Source organism: Sphingomonas oryzagri, assembly GCF_029906645.1.
Classification (GTDB): Bacteria; Pseudomonadota; Alphaproteobacteria; order Sphingomonadales; family Sphingomonadaceae; genus Solisphingomonas; species Solisphingomonas oryzagri.
Genome location: NZ_JARYGZ010000001.1, coordinates 760,227 through 778,072 on the forward strand (window position 1 = coordinate 760,227; position 17,846 = coordinate 778,072).

16 protein-coding genes and 1 tRNA gene are annotated in these 17,846 nt (G+C 65.3%); 7 read left to right on the plus strand and 10 right to left on the minus strand.

The genetic code is table 11. The features are described 5' to 3' along the window. Positions 1-204 precede the first annotated feature (204 nt). From QGN17_RS03515 to QGN17_RS03525, 3 genes are all read left to right on the plus strand, one after another. Positions 205-2,007, plus strand: coding sequence for a phospholipase C (locus tag QGN17_RS03515; protein WP_281043137.1), 1,803 nt, complete (start codon positions 205-207; stop codon positions 2,005-2,007). A gap of 86 nt (positions 2,008-2,093) precedes the next feature. After that, positions 2,094-3,530, plus strand: a complete 1,437-nt coding sequence (locus QGN17_RS03520) for a cytochrome-c peroxidase (protein WP_281043138.1) — start codon at positions 2,094-2,096, stop codon at positions 3,528-3,530. Between the two features lie 124 nt (positions 3,531-3,654). Then, positions 3,655-6,024 (plus strand): TonB-dependent receptor, encoded by a 2,370-nt coding sequence (locus tag QGN17_RS03525; protein ID WP_281043139.1) that lies wholly within the window; start codon positions 3,655-3,657, stop codon positions 6,022-6,024. 84 nt (positions 6,025-6,108) lie between these two features. On the opposite strand, the gene pyrC is transcribed toward QGN17_RS03525, so the two are convergent. Continuing rightward, the gene (pyrC, locus tag QGN17_RS03530; protein WP_281043140.1) at positions 6,109-7,149 is read right to left on the minus strand and encodes a dihydroorotase; all 1,041 of its coding nucleotides are present in this window, start codon (positions 7,147-7,149) and stop codon (positions 6,109-6,111) included. 78 nt (positions 7,150-7,227) lie between these two features. Here pyrC and QGN17_RS03535 point away from each other — a divergent pair, with 78 nt between their 5' ends. Both QGN17_RS03535 and QGN17_RS03540 read left to right on the plus strand, forming a co-directional pair. Further along, the gene (locus QGN17_RS03535) at positions 7,228-7,905 is read left to right on the plus strand and encodes a hypothetical protein (protein WP_281043141.1); all 678 of its coding nucleotides are present in this window, start codon (positions 7,228-7,230) and stop codon (positions 7,903-7,905) included. A gap of 70 nt (positions 7,906-7,975) precedes the next feature. Next, positions 7,976-9,988: an SPFH domain-containing protein gene (locus tag QGN17_RS03540; RefSeq protein ID WP_281043142.1), complete on the plus strand. Its 2,013-nt coding sequence runs from the start codon at positions 7,976-7,978 to the stop codon at positions 9,986-9,988. A 106-nt stretch (positions 9,989-10,094) separates the two neighbouring features. Here QGN17_RS03540 and QGN17_RS03545 read toward each other — a convergent pair. After that, positions 10,095-10,171: transfer RNA gene (locus QGN17_RS03545), tRNA-Arg, on the minus strand. A gap of 81 nt (positions 10,172-10,252) precedes the next feature. On the opposite strand from QGN17_RS03545, the gene QGN17_RS03550 reads away from it, so the two are divergent. Next, a complete protein-coding gene (locus QGN17_RS03550; RefSeq protein WP_281043143.1) occupies positions 10,253-10,765 on the plus strand; it encodes a hypothetical protein in 513 nt (170 codons plus the stop codon). Here the strand turns inward: QGN17_RS03550 and QGN17_RS03555 are convergent. Then, positions 10,762-11,394: a response regulator transcription factor gene (locus QGN17_RS03555; RefSeq protein WP_281043144.1), complete on the minus strand. Its 633-nt coding sequence runs from the start codon at positions 11,392-11,394 to the stop codon at positions 10,762-10,764. The genes QGN17_RS03550 and QGN17_RS03555 overlap by 4 nt on opposite strands. 228 nt (positions 11,395-11,622) lie before the next feature. Between QGN17_RS03555 and QGN17_RS03560 the strand changes: the two genes are divergently transcribed. Next, the gene (locus tag QGN17_RS03560; protein WP_281043145.1) at positions 11,623-12,120 is read left to right on the plus strand and encodes a BLUF domain-containing protein; all 498 of its coding nucleotides are present in this window, start codon (positions 11,623-11,625) and stop codon (positions 12,118-12,120) included. 1 nt (position 12,121) lies between these two features. Here QGN17_RS03560 and QGN17_RS03565 read toward each other — a convergent pair whose 3' ends face one another. The 7 genes from QGN17_RS03565 to QGN17_RS03595 form a co-directional block, all read right to left on the minus strand. Continuing rightward, complete coding sequence (locus QGN17_RS03565; protein ID WP_281043146.1) at positions 12,122-12,319, minus strand: hypothetical protein; 198 nt, start codon at positions 12,317-12,319, stop codon at positions 12,122-12,124. Positions 12,320-12,473: 154 nt separating this feature from the next. Further along, positions 12,474-14,609, minus strand: a complete 2,136-nt coding sequence (locus QGN17_RS03570) for a M3 family metallopeptidase (protein ID WP_281043147.1) — start codon at positions 14,607-14,609, stop codon at positions 12,474-12,476. A gap of 196 nt (positions 14,610-14,805) precedes the next feature. Beyond that, positions 14,806-15,402 (minus strand): 50S ribosomal protein L9, encoded by a 597-nt coding sequence (rplI, locus tag QGN17_RS03575; RefSeq protein WP_281043148.1) that lies wholly within the window; start codon positions 15,400-15,402, stop codon positions 14,806-14,808. 12 nt (positions 15,403-15,414) lie between these two features. After that, a complete protein-coding gene (gene rpsR, locus QGN17_RS03580) occupies positions 15,415-15,639 on the minus strand; it encodes a 30S ribosomal protein S18 (RefSeq protein WP_019833151.1) in 225 nt (74 codons plus the stop codon). Between the two features lie 29 nt (positions 15,640-15,668). Beyond that, positions 15,669-16,097: a 30S ribosomal protein S6 gene (gene rpsF, locus QGN17_RS03585; protein WP_281043149.1), complete on the minus strand. Its 429-nt coding sequence runs from the start codon at positions 16,095-16,097 to the stop codon at positions 15,669-15,671. Between the two features lie 162 nt (positions 16,098-16,259). Next, positions 16,260-16,895, minus strand: a complete 636-nt coding sequence (locus QGN17_RS03590) for a cell wall hydrolase (protein WP_281043150.1) — start codon at positions 16,893-16,895, stop codon at positions 16,260-16,262. A gap of 103 nt (positions 16,896-16,998) precedes the next feature. Beyond that, a complete protein-coding gene (locus tag QGN17_RS03595; RefSeq protein ID WP_281043151.1) occupies positions 16,999-17,775 on the minus strand; it encodes an acid phosphatase in 777 nt (258 codons plus the stop codon). Between the last annotated feature and the right edge of the window lie 71 nt (positions 17,776-17,846).

The window sequence follows — 17,846 nt, forward strand, 5'->3', positions numbered from 1 at the left end:
TTCGCGCACGGCCGGATTTGCGGGCTATCGCCCGTTCGTTTCCCGACATTAAAAACTGTTAATGTCGGATCGTCACGCGCCTGTCACGTTCCGGTGGTGGGTCGACGCCGGGCACGGGGGCCGTGACCTGCAGCTTTGCTGGTATTCCTTTCCTGGGCGTGCGTCCTCCCTCGGCGCGCGTCCCGTTCGGCTGTGGAGAATTCCATGATCCGCAAGCATTTGTCTTCCGCGTTAAAAATCGGCTGCATGGCGCTCCTTCTGAGCTCCTGTGGTCACTCGCGCGATAGCGGCAGCAGCACGGGCGGCGGTGGCACCACCACGCCTGTTTCTGAACAGGACGCGCTGTCGACGGCGACGCCGATCAAGCATCTCGTCGTCATCTTCGGCGAGAACGAGTCGTTCGATCACTATTTCGGCACCTACCCGCAGTCGAAGGATCCGAGCGGCGAACCGACCGAGGCATGGGTCGCCCCGTCCAACGTCGCCAACGTCAACGGCTACATCCGCAACGCCTCGCTGCTGACCGCCAACCCGAACACCACGAACGCCTCCAACCTGGCGAAGGTGTCGGATGCGAGCATGCTCAACCCGTTCCGCCTCGACCGGTCGCAGTTCGACACGGCGAGCCAGAACCACGCCTACACGCCCGAGCAGCTGGCGACGAACAACCTGAAGATGGACGCTTTCGTGGCGAACACCGGCAAGGGCGGCACCGGCGGCACGCCTAGCCCGAGTTCGGGCGCGGCATCCGGTGCGTTCACCACCGCCGCGCAGGTGATGGGCTATTTCGACGGCAACACCGTCACCGGCCTGTGGAACTACGCCCAGAATTTCGCGATGAGCGACAACGCCTTCACCGACAGCTTCGGCCCGTCGACACCGGGTGCGCTCAACGTGGTTTCGGGCACCACTTCGGGCGCCGACAAGCTCGTGACGGGTGACACGATCCCCGACGGCCAGGGCAAGTTCACGATGGTGAACGATGCCGATCCGACCGGCGACATGTGCTCGAACGCGGCGATCGTCACGACCATGGCGGGCAAGAATATCGGCGACCTGCTCAACGCCGCCAAGATCACCTGGGGCGGCTTCATGGGTGGCTTCGACACGTCCGCGACCAATGCCAACGGCACCACCGGCTGCGCCCGCAGCACGGTATCGCCGAACACCAGCCGTACGGTGAAGGACTATACCCCGCACCATGCCTGGTTCCAGTATTACGCCTCGACGATGAACCCGAACCATACCCGTCCGAGCTCGACGGCGATGATTGGTCACACCGAAACCGCCGACGGCCCGGTCGATCCCAATTCGGCCACGATCTCGACCAGCAAGGCGGTCAACCACCAGTATGACTATAACGACTTCGTCGCGGCGGTGAGCGCGGGCAACTTCGCCTCTGTCAGCTACATCAAGGCGCCTGCGTTCCAGGATGCCCATCCGGGCAATTCCAACGCGCTCGACGAGCAGGCCTTCGTCGCCAAGGTGATCAACTTCCTCCAGCAGCAGCCGGACTGGAAGAACACCGCCGTGATCGTCACCTACGACGACTCGGACGGCTGGTACGATCACCAGTCCCCGAACGTGCTGCGCTCGTCCTTCGACGCGACCACGACCGCGAGCGTCAACCTGCCGAGCGGTACCGTCACAGGCGCCGACCAGATGAACTCGCAGGGCGTCTGCACCGGCCCGAACGCCAAGCAGGCGACGGACGTCAACGGCAAGAAGATCAACGGCCGCTGCGGCCCGGGCACCCGCATCCCGTTCATCCTGATCTCGCCCTACGCCAAGGTGAACTACGTCGACTCGACGCCGATTTCCCAGGCTTCGGTGATCCGCTTCATCGAGGATAACTGGCTGAACGGCCAGCGTATCGGGGGCGGCTCTGCGGATGCCGATGCGGGCAGCATCATGGGGATGTTCGACTTCTCCTCCGCCCCGCACACCACGGCCGTGTTCATCGATCCGACGACCGGCAAGAAGACGGCGACCGCCCCCACCGCCTGAGGCGTGGACGATCGCCGACGTCAAAGGCCCTCCTGCCGGCACGCCGGCAGGAGGGTTCTCCTTTTTCCAGATTTTCGCGAAGTGTCATGAACCAGCATCCCAGCACGCTTTCTTCCGACGATCCCACGGTGCCAGAAAAGATGCGGCCAAAACCATGGCGTTGGGTGGCCGGCTCGGCGGGCGGCGTGCTGCTCGCGCTGGCGGGGACGGCGGGCTTCTTCCTCGCCTATCCCGAAAAGGCACCGGCCTCGCTCGATCGGACGATCGAGGATGTGAGCGGCGAGAACCCGCATCCCGTCGCACTGATCCGGCCGCCGGTGCAGCCATTGAGTGCGCTGGCGCAGCTTGGCGAGAAGATCTTCCACGATCCGTCGCTGTCCGGCTCCGGCACCCAGTCCTGCGCGTCCTGCCACGATCCGTCGCGCTCCTACGGCCCACCCAACGATCGCGACGTGCAACTGGGAGGCGTGGACATGAGGACGGAGGGTCTGCGGCCGCCGCCCTCGCTCGCCTATCTCTATCGGCAGGGGCCGTTCGGCATCGGACCGACCGACCAGGAGAATGACTCCCCGATCCCGCTCGATCAACTCGCGCAGCAGGCGCAGGGTACGGCGCGCGCGACCAAGTCCGCCGGCACTGCACCCGCTGCCAACCAGATGGTGCCGAGTGGCGGCCTGTTCTGGGATGGGCGGGAAGATACGTTCATGGATCAGGCCAAGGGGCCGATGATGAACCCGGCTGAAATGGCCAACAAGAGCCTCTATGATGTCGCGGCGAAGCTGCAGCGCGCCAGGTATGTCTCAGATTTCAAGCCGATCTTTGGCAATGATATCGTCAACCAGCCCGCGATGCTGTTCACCGAGGCGATGTCGGCGCTGTCGCGGTTCCAGGTAGAATCGGCTTCCTTCCACCGTTTCGACAGCAAGTACGATCACTGGCTGGAAGGGAAGGCGCGGCTGAGCCATGCCGAGATCCGGGGAATGCGGCTGTTCAACGATCCGGACAAGGGCAATTGCGCGGCTTGCCACCTCAGCCAGCCGACCGCCGACAAGCTGCCGCCGTTGTTCACAGACACCGAATATGAGGCGCTCGGCGTGCCGCGCAACCGCCGTCTCGCGGCCAATCGCGATCCCAGCCATTTCGACATGGGGCTATGCGGGCCGCTGCGGACTGACCTCGCGAAGCAGACCCAGTATTGCGGCATGTTCCTGACGCCGACGCTGCGCAATTCGGCGAAGCGCGGGGTCTATTTCCACAACGGCGTCTATCACGACCTGAAGCAGGTGGTCGATTTCTACAATCTGCGCGAGGTCCAGCCGGGCGCGATCTACCCGCACGACGCAAGCGGCAAGGTCCATAAATATGACGATCTGCCGGCCCGCTACCACGCCAATATCGACGTCGCCGACGCGCCGTTCGATCGCAAGGCGGGCGACAGGCGGCCGCTCAGCGACGCCGAGGTGCAGGACATCATCGCCTTTCTCCGAACGCTGGACGATGGCGACAAGGCAACCGGCTACTGAGCCGTCACATTACGGTATGGTAACGACATTGAACTGACGCAAATCCATCGCGGATGTGAAACCGTCGCCCTGCATGGACGGCCCCGAGAGCGCGATGCGCGCCGATTTCCAAAGGGGCTGATCCATGAAGATGTCGTTCCGACTGCTCGCCGGCGTTGCCTGCGCCGCGCTGATTCCCGCGATAGCAAACGCCGCGGACACGGTTGCCGCCACCGATGCGGGGGCGACCACCACGGCCGGCACGGATGGCGCTTCGGCCGATCAGCCGAAGGACATCGTCGTGCTCGGCTTCGGCAAGAGCCGCCAGGTGCAGGAGATCAACGCCGCCGACATTGCGCGCATCGTGCCGGGCGCCAGCCCGTTGAAGGCGATCGAGAAGCTGCCGGGCGTCAACTTCCAGTCGGCCGATCCCTTCGGCGCCTATGAGTGGGCGGTGCGCATCTCGCTGCGCGGCTTCAACCAGAACCAGCTCGGCTTCACCCTCGACGGCGTGCCGCTCGGCGACATGAGCTACGGCAACGTCAACGGCCTGCACATCAGCCGCGCGATCATCTCCGAGAACGTCGCCCGTACCGAGGTGGCGCAGGGCGCCGGTGCGCTCGGCACCGCGTCGACCAGCAATCTCGGCGGCACCATCCAGTTCTACTCGGATACGCCCAAGGAGAAGATGGGCCTCACCGTCGATGGCACCTACGGCGCCGACGACACCGAGCGCGCCTACGTTCGCGTCGACTCCGGCAACATCGGCGGCAGCGGCCTCAAGGGCTATCTGAGCTACGCCTTCAACCATGCCGACAAGTGGAAGGGCGACGGCCCACAGCGCCAGCATCAGGTCAACGCCAAGATCGTCGAGGATCTGGGCGATCTCGGCAGCATCTCCGCGTTCGTGAACTTCTCCGATCGCCGCGAGACCGACTATCAGGATCTGAGCTACGACATCATCGCGCGTCGCGGCCTGCGCGACGACAACCTGACGGGCAATTACGCGCTCGCGGTCCAGCTGGCGAAGATCTACCAGAACCAGGTTGCGACGGCGGCCGGACAGCCGCAGCCCTGGTTCGGCGCTGGCATCGTCTTCCCGTCGGGCTTCAGCACGGTGGACGACGAATATGCCGACGCCGGCGGCCTGCGCCGCGACTGGCTGGGCGGCGTCACCTTCGACGCGCACCTGACGCCCGAGATCTACTTCAAGGCGACCGGCTACTACCACAACAACAAGGGGCAGGGCAGCTGGATCACGCCCTACACGGCCACCCCGGCGGGCGCGCTGAACCAGGATGGCAGCGTCATCACTGATCCGGGGGCGCTGTCCTTCCGCACTACCGAATACAGCATCCACCGGGGTGGCCTGATCGGTGCCGCGACCTGGGAACATGGACCCAACACCCTCGAGGTCGGCGGTTGGTTCGAGAGCAACACCTTCGATCAGGCACGCCGCTATTATGGCCTCTCTGATGGTGACGTGCAGTCTCGTCCGACGCTCGACTTCCAGAGCAATCCGTTCGCGACCTCGTGGCACGGCAAATACGACACCCAGACCTGGCAATACCATGTCACGGACACGCTGAAGCTGTTCGACGACAAGCTGGTGCTGAACGGCGGCTGGAAGGGCGTGAACGTCATCAACACCGCCAACATGCGCGTGGACGGCGGCCTCGCCTCGGGCCAGATCGGCGCGCGCGACTGGTTCCAGCCGCAGGCGGGCGTGGTCTACCACGTGACGCCGAACGCCGAGGTGTTCGCCGACTATACCGAGAACATGCGCGCCTTCGTCTCGTCGGCGACGACCGGGCCGTTCTCGACCACGCAGGTCGGATTCGACGCGATCTCGGGCAAGCTGAAGCCGGAGCGTTCGAAGACCGCCGAGGGCGGTCTGCGCGTCCATTACGGGCCGTTCCAGGCGTCGGCGGTCGGCTATTATGTCGACTTCACCAACCGCCTGCTGGTGATCACCAATGGCGTCGGCATCCAGGGTCTCGCCAACACGCTCGCCAACGTCGGCTCGGTCCACACCTACGGCGCCGAGCTGACCGCGACCTACCGCATCTTCAACCCGCTCTCGGTCTATGCGAGCTATTCGTACAACAGCTCCAAGTACGAGAACACGGTGATCGATGCGGCCGGCAAGCTGCAGGTCAACAAGGGCGACAACGTCGTCGATACGCCCAAGAACATGGTGAAGGGCGAGGTCGTCTATGACGACGGCCAGTTCATGTTCCGCGCCGGCGCCGACTATATGTCCAAGCGCTACGTCACCTACACCAACGACGTTTCGGTGAAGGGCCGCGTGCTGGTCGATGCCTCGGCGGGCTACACGTTCCGGAACATGGGTATGCTGGATGGCTTCAGCATCACCGCGAACGTCACCAACCTGTTCGACAAGAAGTATATCGGCACGATCGGGTCGAACGGTTTTGTGGCGAGCGGCGACTCCCAGACGATGCTGGCCGGTGCGCCGCGGCAGTGGTTCGTGACGCTCAAGAAGGTGTTCTGATCGGGACCGGTTCGGGGGTGGCGGAGCACAGCTCCGCCGCCGCCGGGACGGGCATATCTTAACAGGCCCGCGAAGGGCGGCCGTTCAGCCGGCGACGAAGCGCCAGCCGATGCGCTCGCCGGCATGGAATGGCACGACGGCGAGCGCACCGTCGCCGATACGATCGGGCACCGGCACCTCGGCGCGCTCCAGCGTCACGCGCGCTTCGTTGAGCGGCAGGCCGTAGAAGCGCGGGCCGTTTTCCGAAGCGAAGGCCTCCAGCCGGTCGAGCGCATCCTCCTCGTCGAACACCTGCGTATAGCTTTCCATTGCGTAGGGCGCGTTGAAGATGCCCGCGCAGCCGCACGACGTTTCCTTGCGGCCGACCGCGTGCGGCGCGCTGTCCGTGCCGAGGAAGAATTGCGGGGCGCCGGATACGGCCGCCTTGCGCACCGCCAGCCGGTGATGCTCGCGTTTGGCGATAGGCAGGCAGTAAGCGTGCGGGCGAATGCCGCCGTCGAAGATCGCGTTGCGGTTGATGATCATGTGCTGCGGCGTGATCGTCGCGCCTAGTTGCGGCCCGTTGGCCAGCACGAAATCGACGGCTTCGGCGGTCGTGATATGCTCCAGCACGATCTTGAGGCCGGGGTAATCGCGCGCCAGCGGGGTCAGGATCGTCTCGATGAACACCGCCTCGCGATCGAAGATGTCGATCGCGCGATCGGTCACCTCGCCGTGGATCAGCAGCGGCATACCGATGCGCTGCATCGTCTCCAGCACCGGAGCCAGCTTGAAGATGTCGGTGACGCCGTGCGCACTGTTGGTGGTGGCGTGGGCTGGGTAGAGCTTGCACGCGGTGAAGGCGCCCGACGCGAAGCCGCGCTCGATTTCGGCCGGGTCGGCAGCGTCGGTCAGGTAGCAGACCATCAGTGGGGTGAAGTCCACACCCTCCGGCACCGCCGCCAGGATGCGGTCGCGATAGGCCTCGGCCTGCGCGACCGTCGTCACCGGCGGGGTGAGGTTGGGCATCACGATGGCGCGGGCGAACTGGCGGGCGGTGAAGCCGGCCACGGCCTGCAGCATCTCGCCGTCGCGAAGGTGCACATGCCAGTCGTCGGGGCGGCGGATCGTGATGCTGTCGGTCATGGATCGAGCGCTTAGCCTTGGTCGGCCCGACGCGCCAGACCTGTGGCGTGCGCCTGTTGTGCGTGGCAGGATGACGACGTGCGGAATCGTGGCGGCATCGATGACGACTCGGACGATCGGCCGATCCTGCCCTGGCGACTGGTCGCGGGCGCATTTCTCCATTTCGTGGTGCCGTTCTACCTGATCGCCATCGTGATCGACGTCCTGCTCTTCGGGCCGCGTGAGGCCGGTGCGGAGGCAATGCTCCGTCACGCGCTGGCGGCCAGCCCCGCGCTATTGGGCGGTTATGCCGGCGCGGCGTTGCTCGCGACCTTGCTGGCGGGCGGGATCGATCCCGTGCTGCGCTGGCGGCGCGAACGGCGGTCGAGGTCGAACCCGGCGGTGATGGACAGTCGCCTTGCTGATCGGGTCGCTCGGGCGGCCGGACTGGGGAAGGGGCGCTTCGGTCCTCGTGCCGACGCGGCACTGGCCGCTTTGACGACGGCGCCATGGCAATACGGTCATCCCGGCCATCAGGCTATCGCGCGCGATCTCCTCGATACGGTAAGGGCTTCCACGGCCGCACTCGCCTCAGCCCCGCCCGAACGCCGCGCCGCGATCGCGGACATGGCGACCGCGACGATCGAGCGCCTCGCCAACGCCCGGCGCGAACTGGCCGATGAGAATGCGGCGCAAGACGAGCGCAAGGCGAGGGCTGCGGCGGGCTATGTCGAAATGCGGTACGGCCCGTCCGATTTCTCTGGCGACGGCGATTGAACAGGCGTAAATATTTCTGCGAACGCAAATAGAGCGCTCGTCTTTAAGGTCCAAAGGACACCTTTCCCAGATGACAAATATGTATGTGCTCGGCGCCTCGGCTGTCGTGGCCCTCGTCGTCGTCTTTCTTTTCACCCTCTCGCGCATGGTCCGCTACGTCGGCAACAACCGCGTCGCCATCGTCGAGAAACTGTGGAGCCGCAACGGATCGATCTCCGGCGGCCTGATCGCCTTGTCGCGCGAGGCCGGCTACCAACCCGCCGTGCTGCGCGGCGGCTACCATTTCTTCGTGCCGTTCCAATATCGCGTCCACAGTCAGCCGCTGGTGACGATCCCGCAGGGCCAGGTCGGCTACGTGTTCGCCCGTGACGGTGCACCGCTGGGGCCGACCCAGACGCTCGCCAGCAACGCCACCACGGCGGATTTCCTCGATGTGCGCGCGTTCCTGTCGAACGGCGGCCAGAAGGGCCCGCAGCGCACGATCCTGCGCGAGGGCACCTACGCCATCAACCTCGCCCAGTTCGTGATCATCACGCGCGAGCATATCTATGGCCTGATGCTGGAGCGCGCCGACGAGGCGCTGTTCACCCAGATGCAGGGCGTGATCGAGGGGCGCGGCGGCTTCATGGCGGTCGTGATCAAGGATTCGACCGACCAGATCGGCATCGTCACCGTGCATGACGGGCCGGCGCTCACCGCCGACCAGATCATCGCGCCGGAAGTCGGCACCGATCAGGCCGACACCGCCACCTTCCACAACAGCTTCCAGGATCCGGAGAAGTTCATCGCGGCGGGCGGCCGTCGCGGTCGCCAGCTGCAGGTGCTCGTCGAGGGCAGCTACTTCATCAACCGCCTGTTCGCGACCGTCGAGATGGTCTCCAAGACGGTGATCGAGGTTGGCCATGTCGGCGTGGTGATCAGCTATACCGGCGAGACCGGTCGCGATACGTCGGGCGAGGATTATCGCCATGGCGAGCTGGTCGCGCGCGGCCATCGCGGCGTGTGGAGCGAGCCGCTTCTGCCCGGCAAATATGCCTTCAACACCTATGCGGGCAAGATCATCGCGGTGCCGACCACCAACTTCATCCTGAAGTGGGATCAGGACGTCACCGGCCAGCACAAGTTCGACGAGAACCTGTCCGAGGTGTCGCTGATCACCCGCGACGCGTTCGAGCCGACGCTGCCGCTGAGCGTGGTCGTCCATATCGACTATCGCAAGGCGCCTTTGGTCATCCAGCGCTTCGGCGACATCAAGAAGCTGGTCGAGCAGACGCTCGATCCGATGGTCTCGGCCTATTTCAAGAATGTCGCGCAGAAGAAGACGCTGATCGAGCTGCTGCAGGAACGCTCGGACATTCAGGAGCAGGCCGGCGAGGAAATGCGCACCAAGTTCGGCAACTACAATCTCGAGCTGCAGGAGGTGCTGATCGGCACGCCCCGCGCGGCGGCCGGCAACGACCAGATCGAGAAGGTGCTCCAGCAGCTGCGCGAGCGGCAGGTCGCCGAGGAGCGCGTCACCACCTACGAGAAGCAGCGCATCGCCGCCGAGAGCGAGAAGGCGCTGCGCGAGGCGGAGGCGCGCGCGCATCAGCAGACCTCGATCACCGAATCCGAACTCTCGATCACGGTGCAGGAGAATCAGGGCAAGGCTGCGCTCAAGCGCGCGACCCAGGATGCCGAGCAGACCCGCACGCTGGCGAAGGCGGAGGCCGATCGCACCCGCCTGCTCGGCGAGGGCGAGGCGGCGAAGGTCGTGGCGCTCGCGGGCGCCGAGGCCGAGCGGATCACCCGCACCGGCCTCGCCACCGCCGAGACGATCGAGAAGCAGGCGGCGGCGTCCGGCGGCGCGCAGTATCAGCTGACCCGGCAGGTGATCGAGCGGCTCGCCGATGCGCTGGAGAAATCGGGCGTCGACATCGTGCCGAGGGTGCAGATCAACACCGGCGGCGCGGATGGCGCTCAGGGCGCAGGCGCGTTGCAGGCGCTGATCGGGATGCTGCTGAGCGAGAAGGGCATGCACATGCTCGGCGAGCCGGCAGCCGCCAATGACGCGAAGCCCGCAACCGACATCGCAGCGGAATAGGCTCAGGGGTGACCGGCGCGTTACGCGTGCCGGTCACCTACCCTGCAACGAAAAAGCCGGGCCAAAACTGGCCCGGCTTTCACCTGCGATCACGCAGAAATGTCGTTGGCGCGCCCGGAACGATTCGAACGTCCGACCCTCAGATTCGTAGTCTGATGCTCTATCCAGCTGAGCTACGGGCGCGTTGTGGAGGCGCTGTTAGAAGGAGTTTTGCGGGAGCGCAACCCCATTGCTACGATAAAAACACAACTCTAGACGGAAGCCATGCCAGCCCGCTTTCCTGAGCCCGTCCGTGCGATCCTCGCCTCTGCGCTCGTCATCGCGACGGCGGGGTGTGCCGGATCGTCCGATCCCTATCCTTCGCTCGCGCCGCGCCCGATCGAACAGATCTCCATGGCTGAGCCGAACCGGCCCGAGGCGCCGGCCGCCGTCGCCGATCCGGCGGCGGTGCAGCGTTATGCCCCGCTGATCGCGCAGGCGCAGGCGGCCGATGCGGATTTCCGGCGCGTGCTGGAGGAGGAGCGCCCGGCGCTCGTCAGAGGGCGAGGCGCCGGCGAGGGGAGCGACGCATGGCTTGCGGCGCAGGTGTCGCTCTCGCGGATCGAAACGGCGCGCGGACCGGTGGCGAAGGCGCTCGCGAGCCTCGATGCGGCGCGCAGCGGGCTGGATCCGCAGACTGATACGGGCGCGATGGTCGCGATCGGGCAGGCGTTCGATGCGGTCCAGCGGATATCCGATCGCGAGGGCGCCTCGCTGGCGCAGGCGGCCGGTCGCTAGGCGGCCTCGTCGCTTTCCACGGACGTTATTCCGGCAAGCAGGCACAGCCGCATCAAGGCGGGCAGGCTGTCGGCATCCAGCTTCCGCATCACGTTGGCCCGGTGCATCTCGACCGTGCGGACGCCGATGCCCAGCGCATCGCCGATTTCGCGATTGGCGCGCCCCGCCAACATGCCGTCCAGGACGTCGCGCTCGCGCGGGGTCAGGCGGCCGCCTTTCACCATGGCGTCGCGAACCTTCAGGGCATGGCGCACGCGCTGCGGCAGATGAGCGAAGGCCTGCTCGAGCATCGCCAGCAACGCGACATCGGCGAGCGGCTGTGCGATGAAATCGAATGCGCCGGCGCGGATCGCGCGCACCGCGGCCGGCACATCCGCATCCGCCGCCATGATGATCACCGGCAGATCGGGACGGATCTCGCCAAGTTGGCGCAGAAGATCGATGCTGTCCCCGTCCGGCAGGTCGGTATCGAGCAGGACGCAGCCGGGTTCGATATAGGCGGTCGCGTCGATCAGATCGGCAGCGGTGGCGAAGGCATGGGTGCGAAAGCCGGTGACGCGGAGGATACGGGCGAGCGAACGGCGCGTTTGAGGACTTCCGCCGACGAGGTAGACAATCCGCGTCGTCATCAGGCTTTCCATTCTCGCAGGTGCTCGCGGGTTCGATACCCGGCCGTGGCGGGATCATGGCGTATCGAGATGATCTTGTCCTCCCATTTCCAGTCGCGGGCGGCGATGCCGGTCGGCTCTGCTGCCTAGAGCCGCATAACTGCGTGGGTGTTGGAGGACGCTACCGTGTTTTTCCGGGGGATGGGCACTCCCGCGCGACCGTCTGTGGCGTTCGAGGGATCAGTCGAAGTGGGCGATATCTCCGGAGAAATCGGCGTTAACCATACTTGCGGCCTCATGGCAGCGCATTATCAAGGCGGAGTGCCTGATATCGAAGACCCATCCGCCTGCCATCGCTGGTTCTATGTGAGCCGGTGTCTCCTTCCCGCGAATTGGGTCGATGCGGCGGTGGCCGACATCGTTAAGGTCTCGCGCATCCGTAATGATTCACTCAGGCTGACCGGAGCGTTGCTCTTCACCGGGCGGCGCTTCGCGCAATATATCGAGGGAGCGGCCGAGCACGTCGCGGCGGTTCAGGAGAGCATCAAGCGTGACGCGCGGCATGGCGAGGTGCAAACCATCCTCGCCGGCGCCGGGGAGGGGCGACTGTTCGACGACTGGTCGCTCGCTTATGCGGGGCCGTCGCTTTTCCTGTCGGCGCAGGTGGAGTCGGTGCTCGACGAGGCGCCTCATTCGGCGGCGCGCCTGATCGGCATTCTCCGCGAATTCGCGACGCAGGAGAGCTGATCTAGCTACGCGCCAGCAAATCGGGCAGCAGCTTGATCGCGATCCGATAGACTTGTCGCCGTGTCCGGCTTTCCGTTCGGCGTATCCTCTCGCGCAATTCCTGTTCCGCGTCCGCGCCCTTCACGCGGATGGCGTTGACAGCTTCCTCCCGGGCCGCGCGACGAGTGGCTGCGGGAGCGAAATAATCCAGCAGATACATGATTCCCTACCGATCCATGTGCTTCGGATCCGCTCCCAGCTCATTTTTTCGCAAAATTAGGTGGGGAATCATTAACGCAGCATCAACCACGTTTTCCGTGTTTGCCGCAAACCGGCCCGCCCGGCGATACGTTCACCAGGCGGGCCCCGTCCATTCATTGGCCGGTCGGCGTCAGGCCGTGCTCTTCCAGCATCGGGCCGACATCCGGATCCTTGCCATAGAAGGCCTTGAACATCGGGCCGTAATCCTCGGTATGGCCCTTGCTCAGGATCATGTCGCGGAAGCGCTGGCCGTTCTCGCGGGTCAGCCCGCCATGATCGACGAACCAGTGATAGGCGTCATGCTCCAGCATCTGCGTCCACAGATAGGCGTAGTAGCCCGCCGAATAGCCGTTCGCCCAGATGTGGAGGAAGTAGCTGCTGCGATAGCGCGGCGGCACGTCGGTCGTGTCGAGACCCGTCTTGGCAAGCGCCGCTGCTTCGAACTGATCGACGTCCTGCTTGCCTGCCGAAGCCGGCAGCGAATGCCAGTCCATGTCGAGCATCGCCGCCGCGATCACCTCGCCCAGCGCATAGCCCTGGTTGAACTTGGCGGCCTTCTTGATCTTGTCGACCAACGCCTGCGGGATCGGTGCGCCGGTTTTGTAGTTCTTGGCATAGTGCGCCAGCACCTTGGGGTCGAACGCCCAATGCTCGTTGAACTGGGAAGGGAATTCCACCCAGTCGCGCGCGGTATTGGTGCCCGAGACGGTTGGATAGACCTGGTTCGCGAACAGGCCGTGCAGCGCGTGGCCGAATTCGTGGAACATCGTCGTCACGTCGTCGGAACTGATCAGCGCCGGCTGGCCGGCGGCGGGCTTCTGGAAATTGGCGACGTTGTAGATCACCGGCTTGGTGCCGAGCAGCTTGGACTGGCCGACGAAGTTCGACATCCAGGCGCCGCCCGATTTGTTGTCGCGCTTGAAATAGTCGAAATACATCAGGCCCAGTTCGGAGCCGTCCTTGTCGTAGACCGTGTAGACCATCACGTCCGGCTGATAGACGGGCAAGTCGGTGCGCTTCTTGAAGGTCAGGCCATAGAGCTGGTTGGCCGCGTAGAAGACGCCGTCTTCCAGCACGGTGTGCAGCTCGAAATAGGGCTTCACCTCATTCTGGTCGAGGTCATACTTCGCCTTGCGGACTTCGGCGGCATAATGATCCCAGTCCCAGGGCTTCAGCTGGAACTTGTCGCCATCCTTGTCGATCTGCGCCTGCAATTCGGCGGCCTCGCGCTTCTGCTCGGGCGCGGTGGCGGTGCCGAGCTGTTCCATGAAGGATTCGGCAGCCTCGGGCGTCTTCGCCATCTGGTCGTAGAGCGTGTAGGCCGCCCAGTTCGGATAGCCGAGCAACTGCGCCTTTTGCGCGCGCAGCATCGCCAGCTGCTGGATCACCGGGCGAGTGTCGTTGGCATCGCCTTTCTCGGCGCGCGTCCAGCTGCTCTGGAACAGCGCCTCGCGCGTCGCGCGGTCGGTCATGTCCTCCAGGCTCGGCTGCTGGGTGGTGTTCTGCAGCGGGATCACGAACTTGCCGTCGAGTCCGCGGCCCTTGGCATCCTGTGCGGCCGCCGCGATCTTGCCATCGTCCAGCCCGGCGAGCTTCGCCTTGTCATCGACCACCAGCGCGCCGGCCTTGGCGGCGGCGAGCAGCTTCTGCTGGAAGCTCGTTTCCAGGCTGGCGAGCTGGGTGTTGAGCACCTTCAGCTTGGTCTGGTCGGCGGCGGAGAGCTGCGCGCCGGCGTGGACGAAGCCGTCATAATAGATCTTGAGGACCTGCGTCTGCTCGGGAGTGAGGTTCAGCGAGGCGCGCTTGTCCCACAGCGTCTTCACGCGGGCGAAGAGCTTCGGATCGAGGTTGATCGCGTCCGAATGCTGCGAGAGCTTGGGGGCCTCGACCTCCTGTACCTTGTCCAGCGTGTTGTTGGTGTTGGCCTGCACCACCCCAAAAAAGGCGAGGCTCACGCGATCGAGCATCCGGCCCGATTTCTCCAGCGCGCCGATCGTGTTGTCGAAGGTCGGTGCCGCCGGATTGTTGGCGATCTTCTGCACCTCTGCGAGATGCTGCGCCATCGCCGTCTCGAACGCCGGTTGATAGTCGTCGTCCTTGATCAGGTCGAAGCGCGGCGCCTGGAAGGGCAGGGTGCTCGGCACGGCGAACGGGTTGGCGCGCGCCGGTGCGGCGGCATGGGCAACCTGGGCGCCGAGTGAGGCGGAGGCGACGAGCAGGACGGCGGAACGGAAGAAACGACTGGCCATGGATGAACACCCCTTGGGAATCGATCGAGCTCTGCGGCTCATGCGCGAGGGGGTGGGCCTTTGAGGCGGCCGGGGCAAGCCCAATGATACGTCCGGGCAGGAGCCGCCATGTCGTTCATCGAAAAGTCGGTCATCGAAAAAGGCCGCCCGCATCGCTGCGGACGGCCTCATTCTCATCGGTCCCGGTGGGAAGCGATCAGGCCTCGGCCTGCTCGTCTTCCTGCGCGGGGGCCTCGGCGGTGGCGCCCGGCTCGGCGTTGGGATCGTAATCCTCGGTGAAGCCGGCCTCGTCACGCTCGAACATCTCAGCCATGACATCGACGCCCTGCGCCTGCAGGTCCGCCTCTTCCGGCGAGCGGGCGACGTTGACCTTCACGGTCACCGACACCTCGGGGTGCAGGGTCACGCGGACCTCGTGCACGCCGATCGCCTTGATCGGCTTGTCGAGTACGATCTGCGACTTGGTGACGTGCGCGCCGTCGGCGTGCAGCAGCTCGGCGAGGTCGCGGGCCGAAACCGAACCATAGAGCTGGCCGGTGTTCGACGCCTGACGGATCAGGGTCACCGACTTGCCGTCGATGTCCTTCGATTCCGACACGGCCACATCGCGCTTCTTGGCGTTTTCCGCCTCGAGATGGGCGCGGTTCGCCTCGAAGACCTTCTTGTTGGCTTCGTTGGCGCGCAGCGCCTTCTTGTTCGGCAGCAGGAAGTTACGGGCATAGCCGTTCTTCACGGTGACGATGTCGCCGATGGCGCCGAGCTTCTCGACGCGCTCCAGCAGAATGACTTCCATGGGGGCGTCTCCTTACTTCACGACGTAGGGAAGCAGGCCGAGGTGACGGGCGCGCTTGATCTCGCGAGCCAGCTCACGCTGCTTCTTGGCGGACACCGCGGTGATGCGGCTGGGGACGATCTTGCCGCGCTCGGACACGAAGCCCTGGAGCAGACGGACATCCTTGTAATCGATCCGGGGAGCGTCCTTCGCGGAGAAGGGGCAGCTCTTGCGGCGGCGGAAGAATGGGCGTGCCATTTCTTGTGTTTCCTATCTCTCTGGAGGGCTCAGGCGGCGTCGCGCGGCGCTTCGTCGCGGTCGCGACGGGGGCCACGGTCACCACGGTCGCCGCGATCGCCACCACGACCGCCACGATCACCACCGCGATCGCGCTCGTTGCGGCGCATCATCGCCGACGGGCCGGCCTCATGCTCGTCCACGCGGACGGTCATGTAGCGGATGATGTCCTCGTTGATCGCCAGCTGGCGCTCGAGCTCCTGGATCGTCGCGGCCGGGCCGTCGATCTCGAGCATCACGTAGTGCGCCTTGCGGTTCTTCGCGATACGATAGGCGAGGCTGCGCAGACCCCAGGTCTCGGTCTTGACGATCTTGCCGCCGAGTCCCTCGACGATCTGGGTGGCGTTTTCCGCCAGCGCATCAACCTGCGCCTGGGCGAGGTCCTGACGCGCGAGAAACACATGCTCGTACAGAGCCATGTGGCCGTCCTTCCAATGTTGGCCGATCGCTGGCGGCCACCCCGTGTGGACGCCCCTCCGGCTGTCTTTCAAATAGTGAACGGGGCGCTGAGCCTGTGCTCGGCACCCCGGACGCGCGGGCCTATGAGCGAAATCGGCGGGAAATGCAAGCCGGGGAACGGCTCAGGCGCGCGACTTGTAGAAAATGTGCGCACCGATTTGGCGTACGCGCACGAAACGGCGCGACCAGTCCGGCGAGACGGCGATGGTATGGTAGAAGGTGGCGGATCCGACCGGATCGTAGGTCTCGCCGCCGAGCGCGCGGCGCGCGATGCGCAGCGCGGCGGCCCAGGCGCCGGTCTCGCGACGGCCGCGTTGGGCGCCGTCGCAGACGAAATCGAACTGGCAACCGCCGCTCGCGGCCGATCGCTGGTGGATCACGCCGCACACGCTGCCCGCGAAGGACGGCTTGCCGACGCGGTTGAGCACCACCTGCGCGACGGCGCGCTGACCTTCCTCGGATTCCGAGCGGGCTTCGTAATAGACGGCAGCGGTGAGGCAGTTGAGCGTCGCCTCGTCGTCGGCGTTGACGGAGCGGGAATGGCGGCTGAGCGGCGACCAGGACAGCATCTCGTTGAACATGTTCGCTACCCGATACGTCAGACGCGGCGGCCCGGCCGGCAGCGGATCGTCCAGCGCAACAGTTAATCCAGATTCGGTCGCCCGTTGCGAAGATGGCGGGCGCAGCCCGATCGACGGCGCGGTGCACGATGCGCACAGCAGCAGGATCAGGAGGCCGGCGCCCCGACGATCTCGCATCTCTCCCGTCGCCCCGTCTTGTTTAAAGTGGAGCGTTATTTAATCCGGACGAGTCTTTTTAAGGTTAAGATCGATTTTTCGACTTTGGTCTACCGTGTCGGATCTACAACAAGCGCTGTGCGACCAGTTTGGCTTCCACGTCGCATCCTGTCGGCCTGGGCGTCGCTGGATCGGCGGTGAGGCGCCGCAGTTCGGCACGGGCGGCCGCGGCATCCGCCTGATAGGCCGGAGTCTGACGCACCACCTGCATCGTCGATCCGGCCGAGAGCTTCCCGGCCTCGACCGCGCTCTCGTTATGCGCGCCGCAGATGAAGCGGCTGTCGCCATAGGCCCGTCCACGCGCGAGGATGGCGGTGGCGCGTTCCGGCAGCAGATCGGAGAGGGCGAGCGCCCATGTCCAGCCGAGCGTGGTGTGGCCGGATGGGTAATCGTAGCTGTCAGCCAGTTCTGCCTCGGGCTGGCAGATCTTGCCGTGATCGATCAGGAATGGGCGCCGCCGCTTGTAGAAATCCTTGGCGATATTGGTCTGGCGGCTGGTGTCGGCACGCGCCCGCGCGACGAGGGCCTCGGTGCGCGGCGCGTCTTCCGGCGTCAGCGCCACGCCGACCGCGCAGGAGAAATCCGCCATCAGCGATCGCTGATCGGTCTTCACGTCGCTGGTGGCGAGCTGCCAGCGCGGCGTGCCGATCAGCTTGCGGGTCTTTTTGAAGATCGTCCGGTCCGCCTTGTAGCGCGCGTCTCCGGCGATCGGGGCGGGCGGCAGTACCTGCATCAGATCGAAGGCACCTTCGGCGAGATAGCCCTGCGGCTTGGCGGCGCCGAGCGTGGTGGCAAGCGTTGCGGAGAGGATGGCGACGGCGGACAGGGCTTTGATACGCATGGGGCGGGGCGTGCCACGGCTTGCGCTTCGGCGTCCAGCTTTCTATCGCGCCCCCTTCATCCAAGGAGAGG

What these genes read in the sequence shown, in the direction of transcription:
- QGN17_RS03515 (WP_281043137.1), top strand. Translation starts at nt 205, where the DNA reads ATGATCCGCAAGCATTTGTCTTCCGCGTTAAAAATCGGCTGCATGGCG.
- QGN17_RS03520 (WP_281043138.1), top strand. Translation starts at nt 2,094, where the DNA reads ATGAACCAGCATCCCAGCACGCTTTCTTCCGACGATCCCACGGTGCCA.
- QGN17_RS03525 (WP_281043139.1), top strand. Translation starts at nt 3,655, where the DNA reads ATGAAGATGTCGTTCCGACTGCTCGCCGGCGTTGCCTGCGCCGCGCTG.
- pyrC (WP_281043140.1), bottom strand. Translation starts at nt 7,149, where the DNA reads ATGACCGACAGCATCACGATCCGCCGCCCCGACGACTGGCATGTGCAC.
- QGN17_RS03540 (WP_281043142.1), top strand. Translation starts at nt 7,976, where the DNA reads ATGACAAATATGTATGTGCTCGGCGCCTCGGCTGTCGTGGCCCTCGTC.
- QGN17_RS03550 (WP_281043143.1), top strand. Translation starts at nt 10,253, where the DNA reads ATGCCAGCCCGCTTTCCTGAGCCCGTCCGTGCGATCCTCGCCTCTGCG.
- QGN17_RS03555 (WP_281043144.1), bottom strand. Translation starts at nt 11,394, where the DNA reads ATGACGACGCGGATTGTCTACCTCGTCGGCGGAAGTCCTCAAACGCGC.
- QGN17_RS03565 (WP_281043146.1), bottom strand. Translation starts at nt 12,319, where the DNA reads ATGTATCTGCTGGATTATTTCGCTCCCGCAGCCACTCGTCGCGCGGCC.
- QGN17_RS03570 (WP_281043147.1), bottom strand. Translation starts at nt 14,609, where the DNA reads ATGGCCAGTCGTTTCTTCCGTTCCGCCGTCCTGCTCGTCGCCTCCGCC.
- rplI (WP_281043148.1), bottom strand. Translation starts at nt 15,402, where the DNA reads ATGGAAGTCATTCTGCTGGAGCGCGTCGAGAAGCTCGGCGCCATCGGC.
- rpsR (WP_019833151.1), bottom strand. Translation starts at nt 15,639, where the DNA reads ATGGCACGCCCATTCTTCCGCCGCCGCAAGAGCTGCCCCTTCTCCGCG.
- rpsF (WP_281043149.1), bottom strand. Translation starts at nt 16,097, where the DNA reads ATGGCTCTGTACGAGCATGTGTTTCTCGCGCGTCAGGACCTCGCCCAG.
- QGN17_RS03590 (WP_281043150.1), bottom strand. Translation starts at nt 16,895, where the DNA reads ATGCGAGATCGTCGGGGCGCCGGCCTCCTGATCCTGCTGCTGTGCGCA.
- QGN17_RS03595 (WP_281043151.1), bottom strand. Translation starts at nt 17,775, where the DNA reads ATGCGTATCAAAGCCCTGTCCGCCGTCGCCATCCTCTCCGCAACGCTT.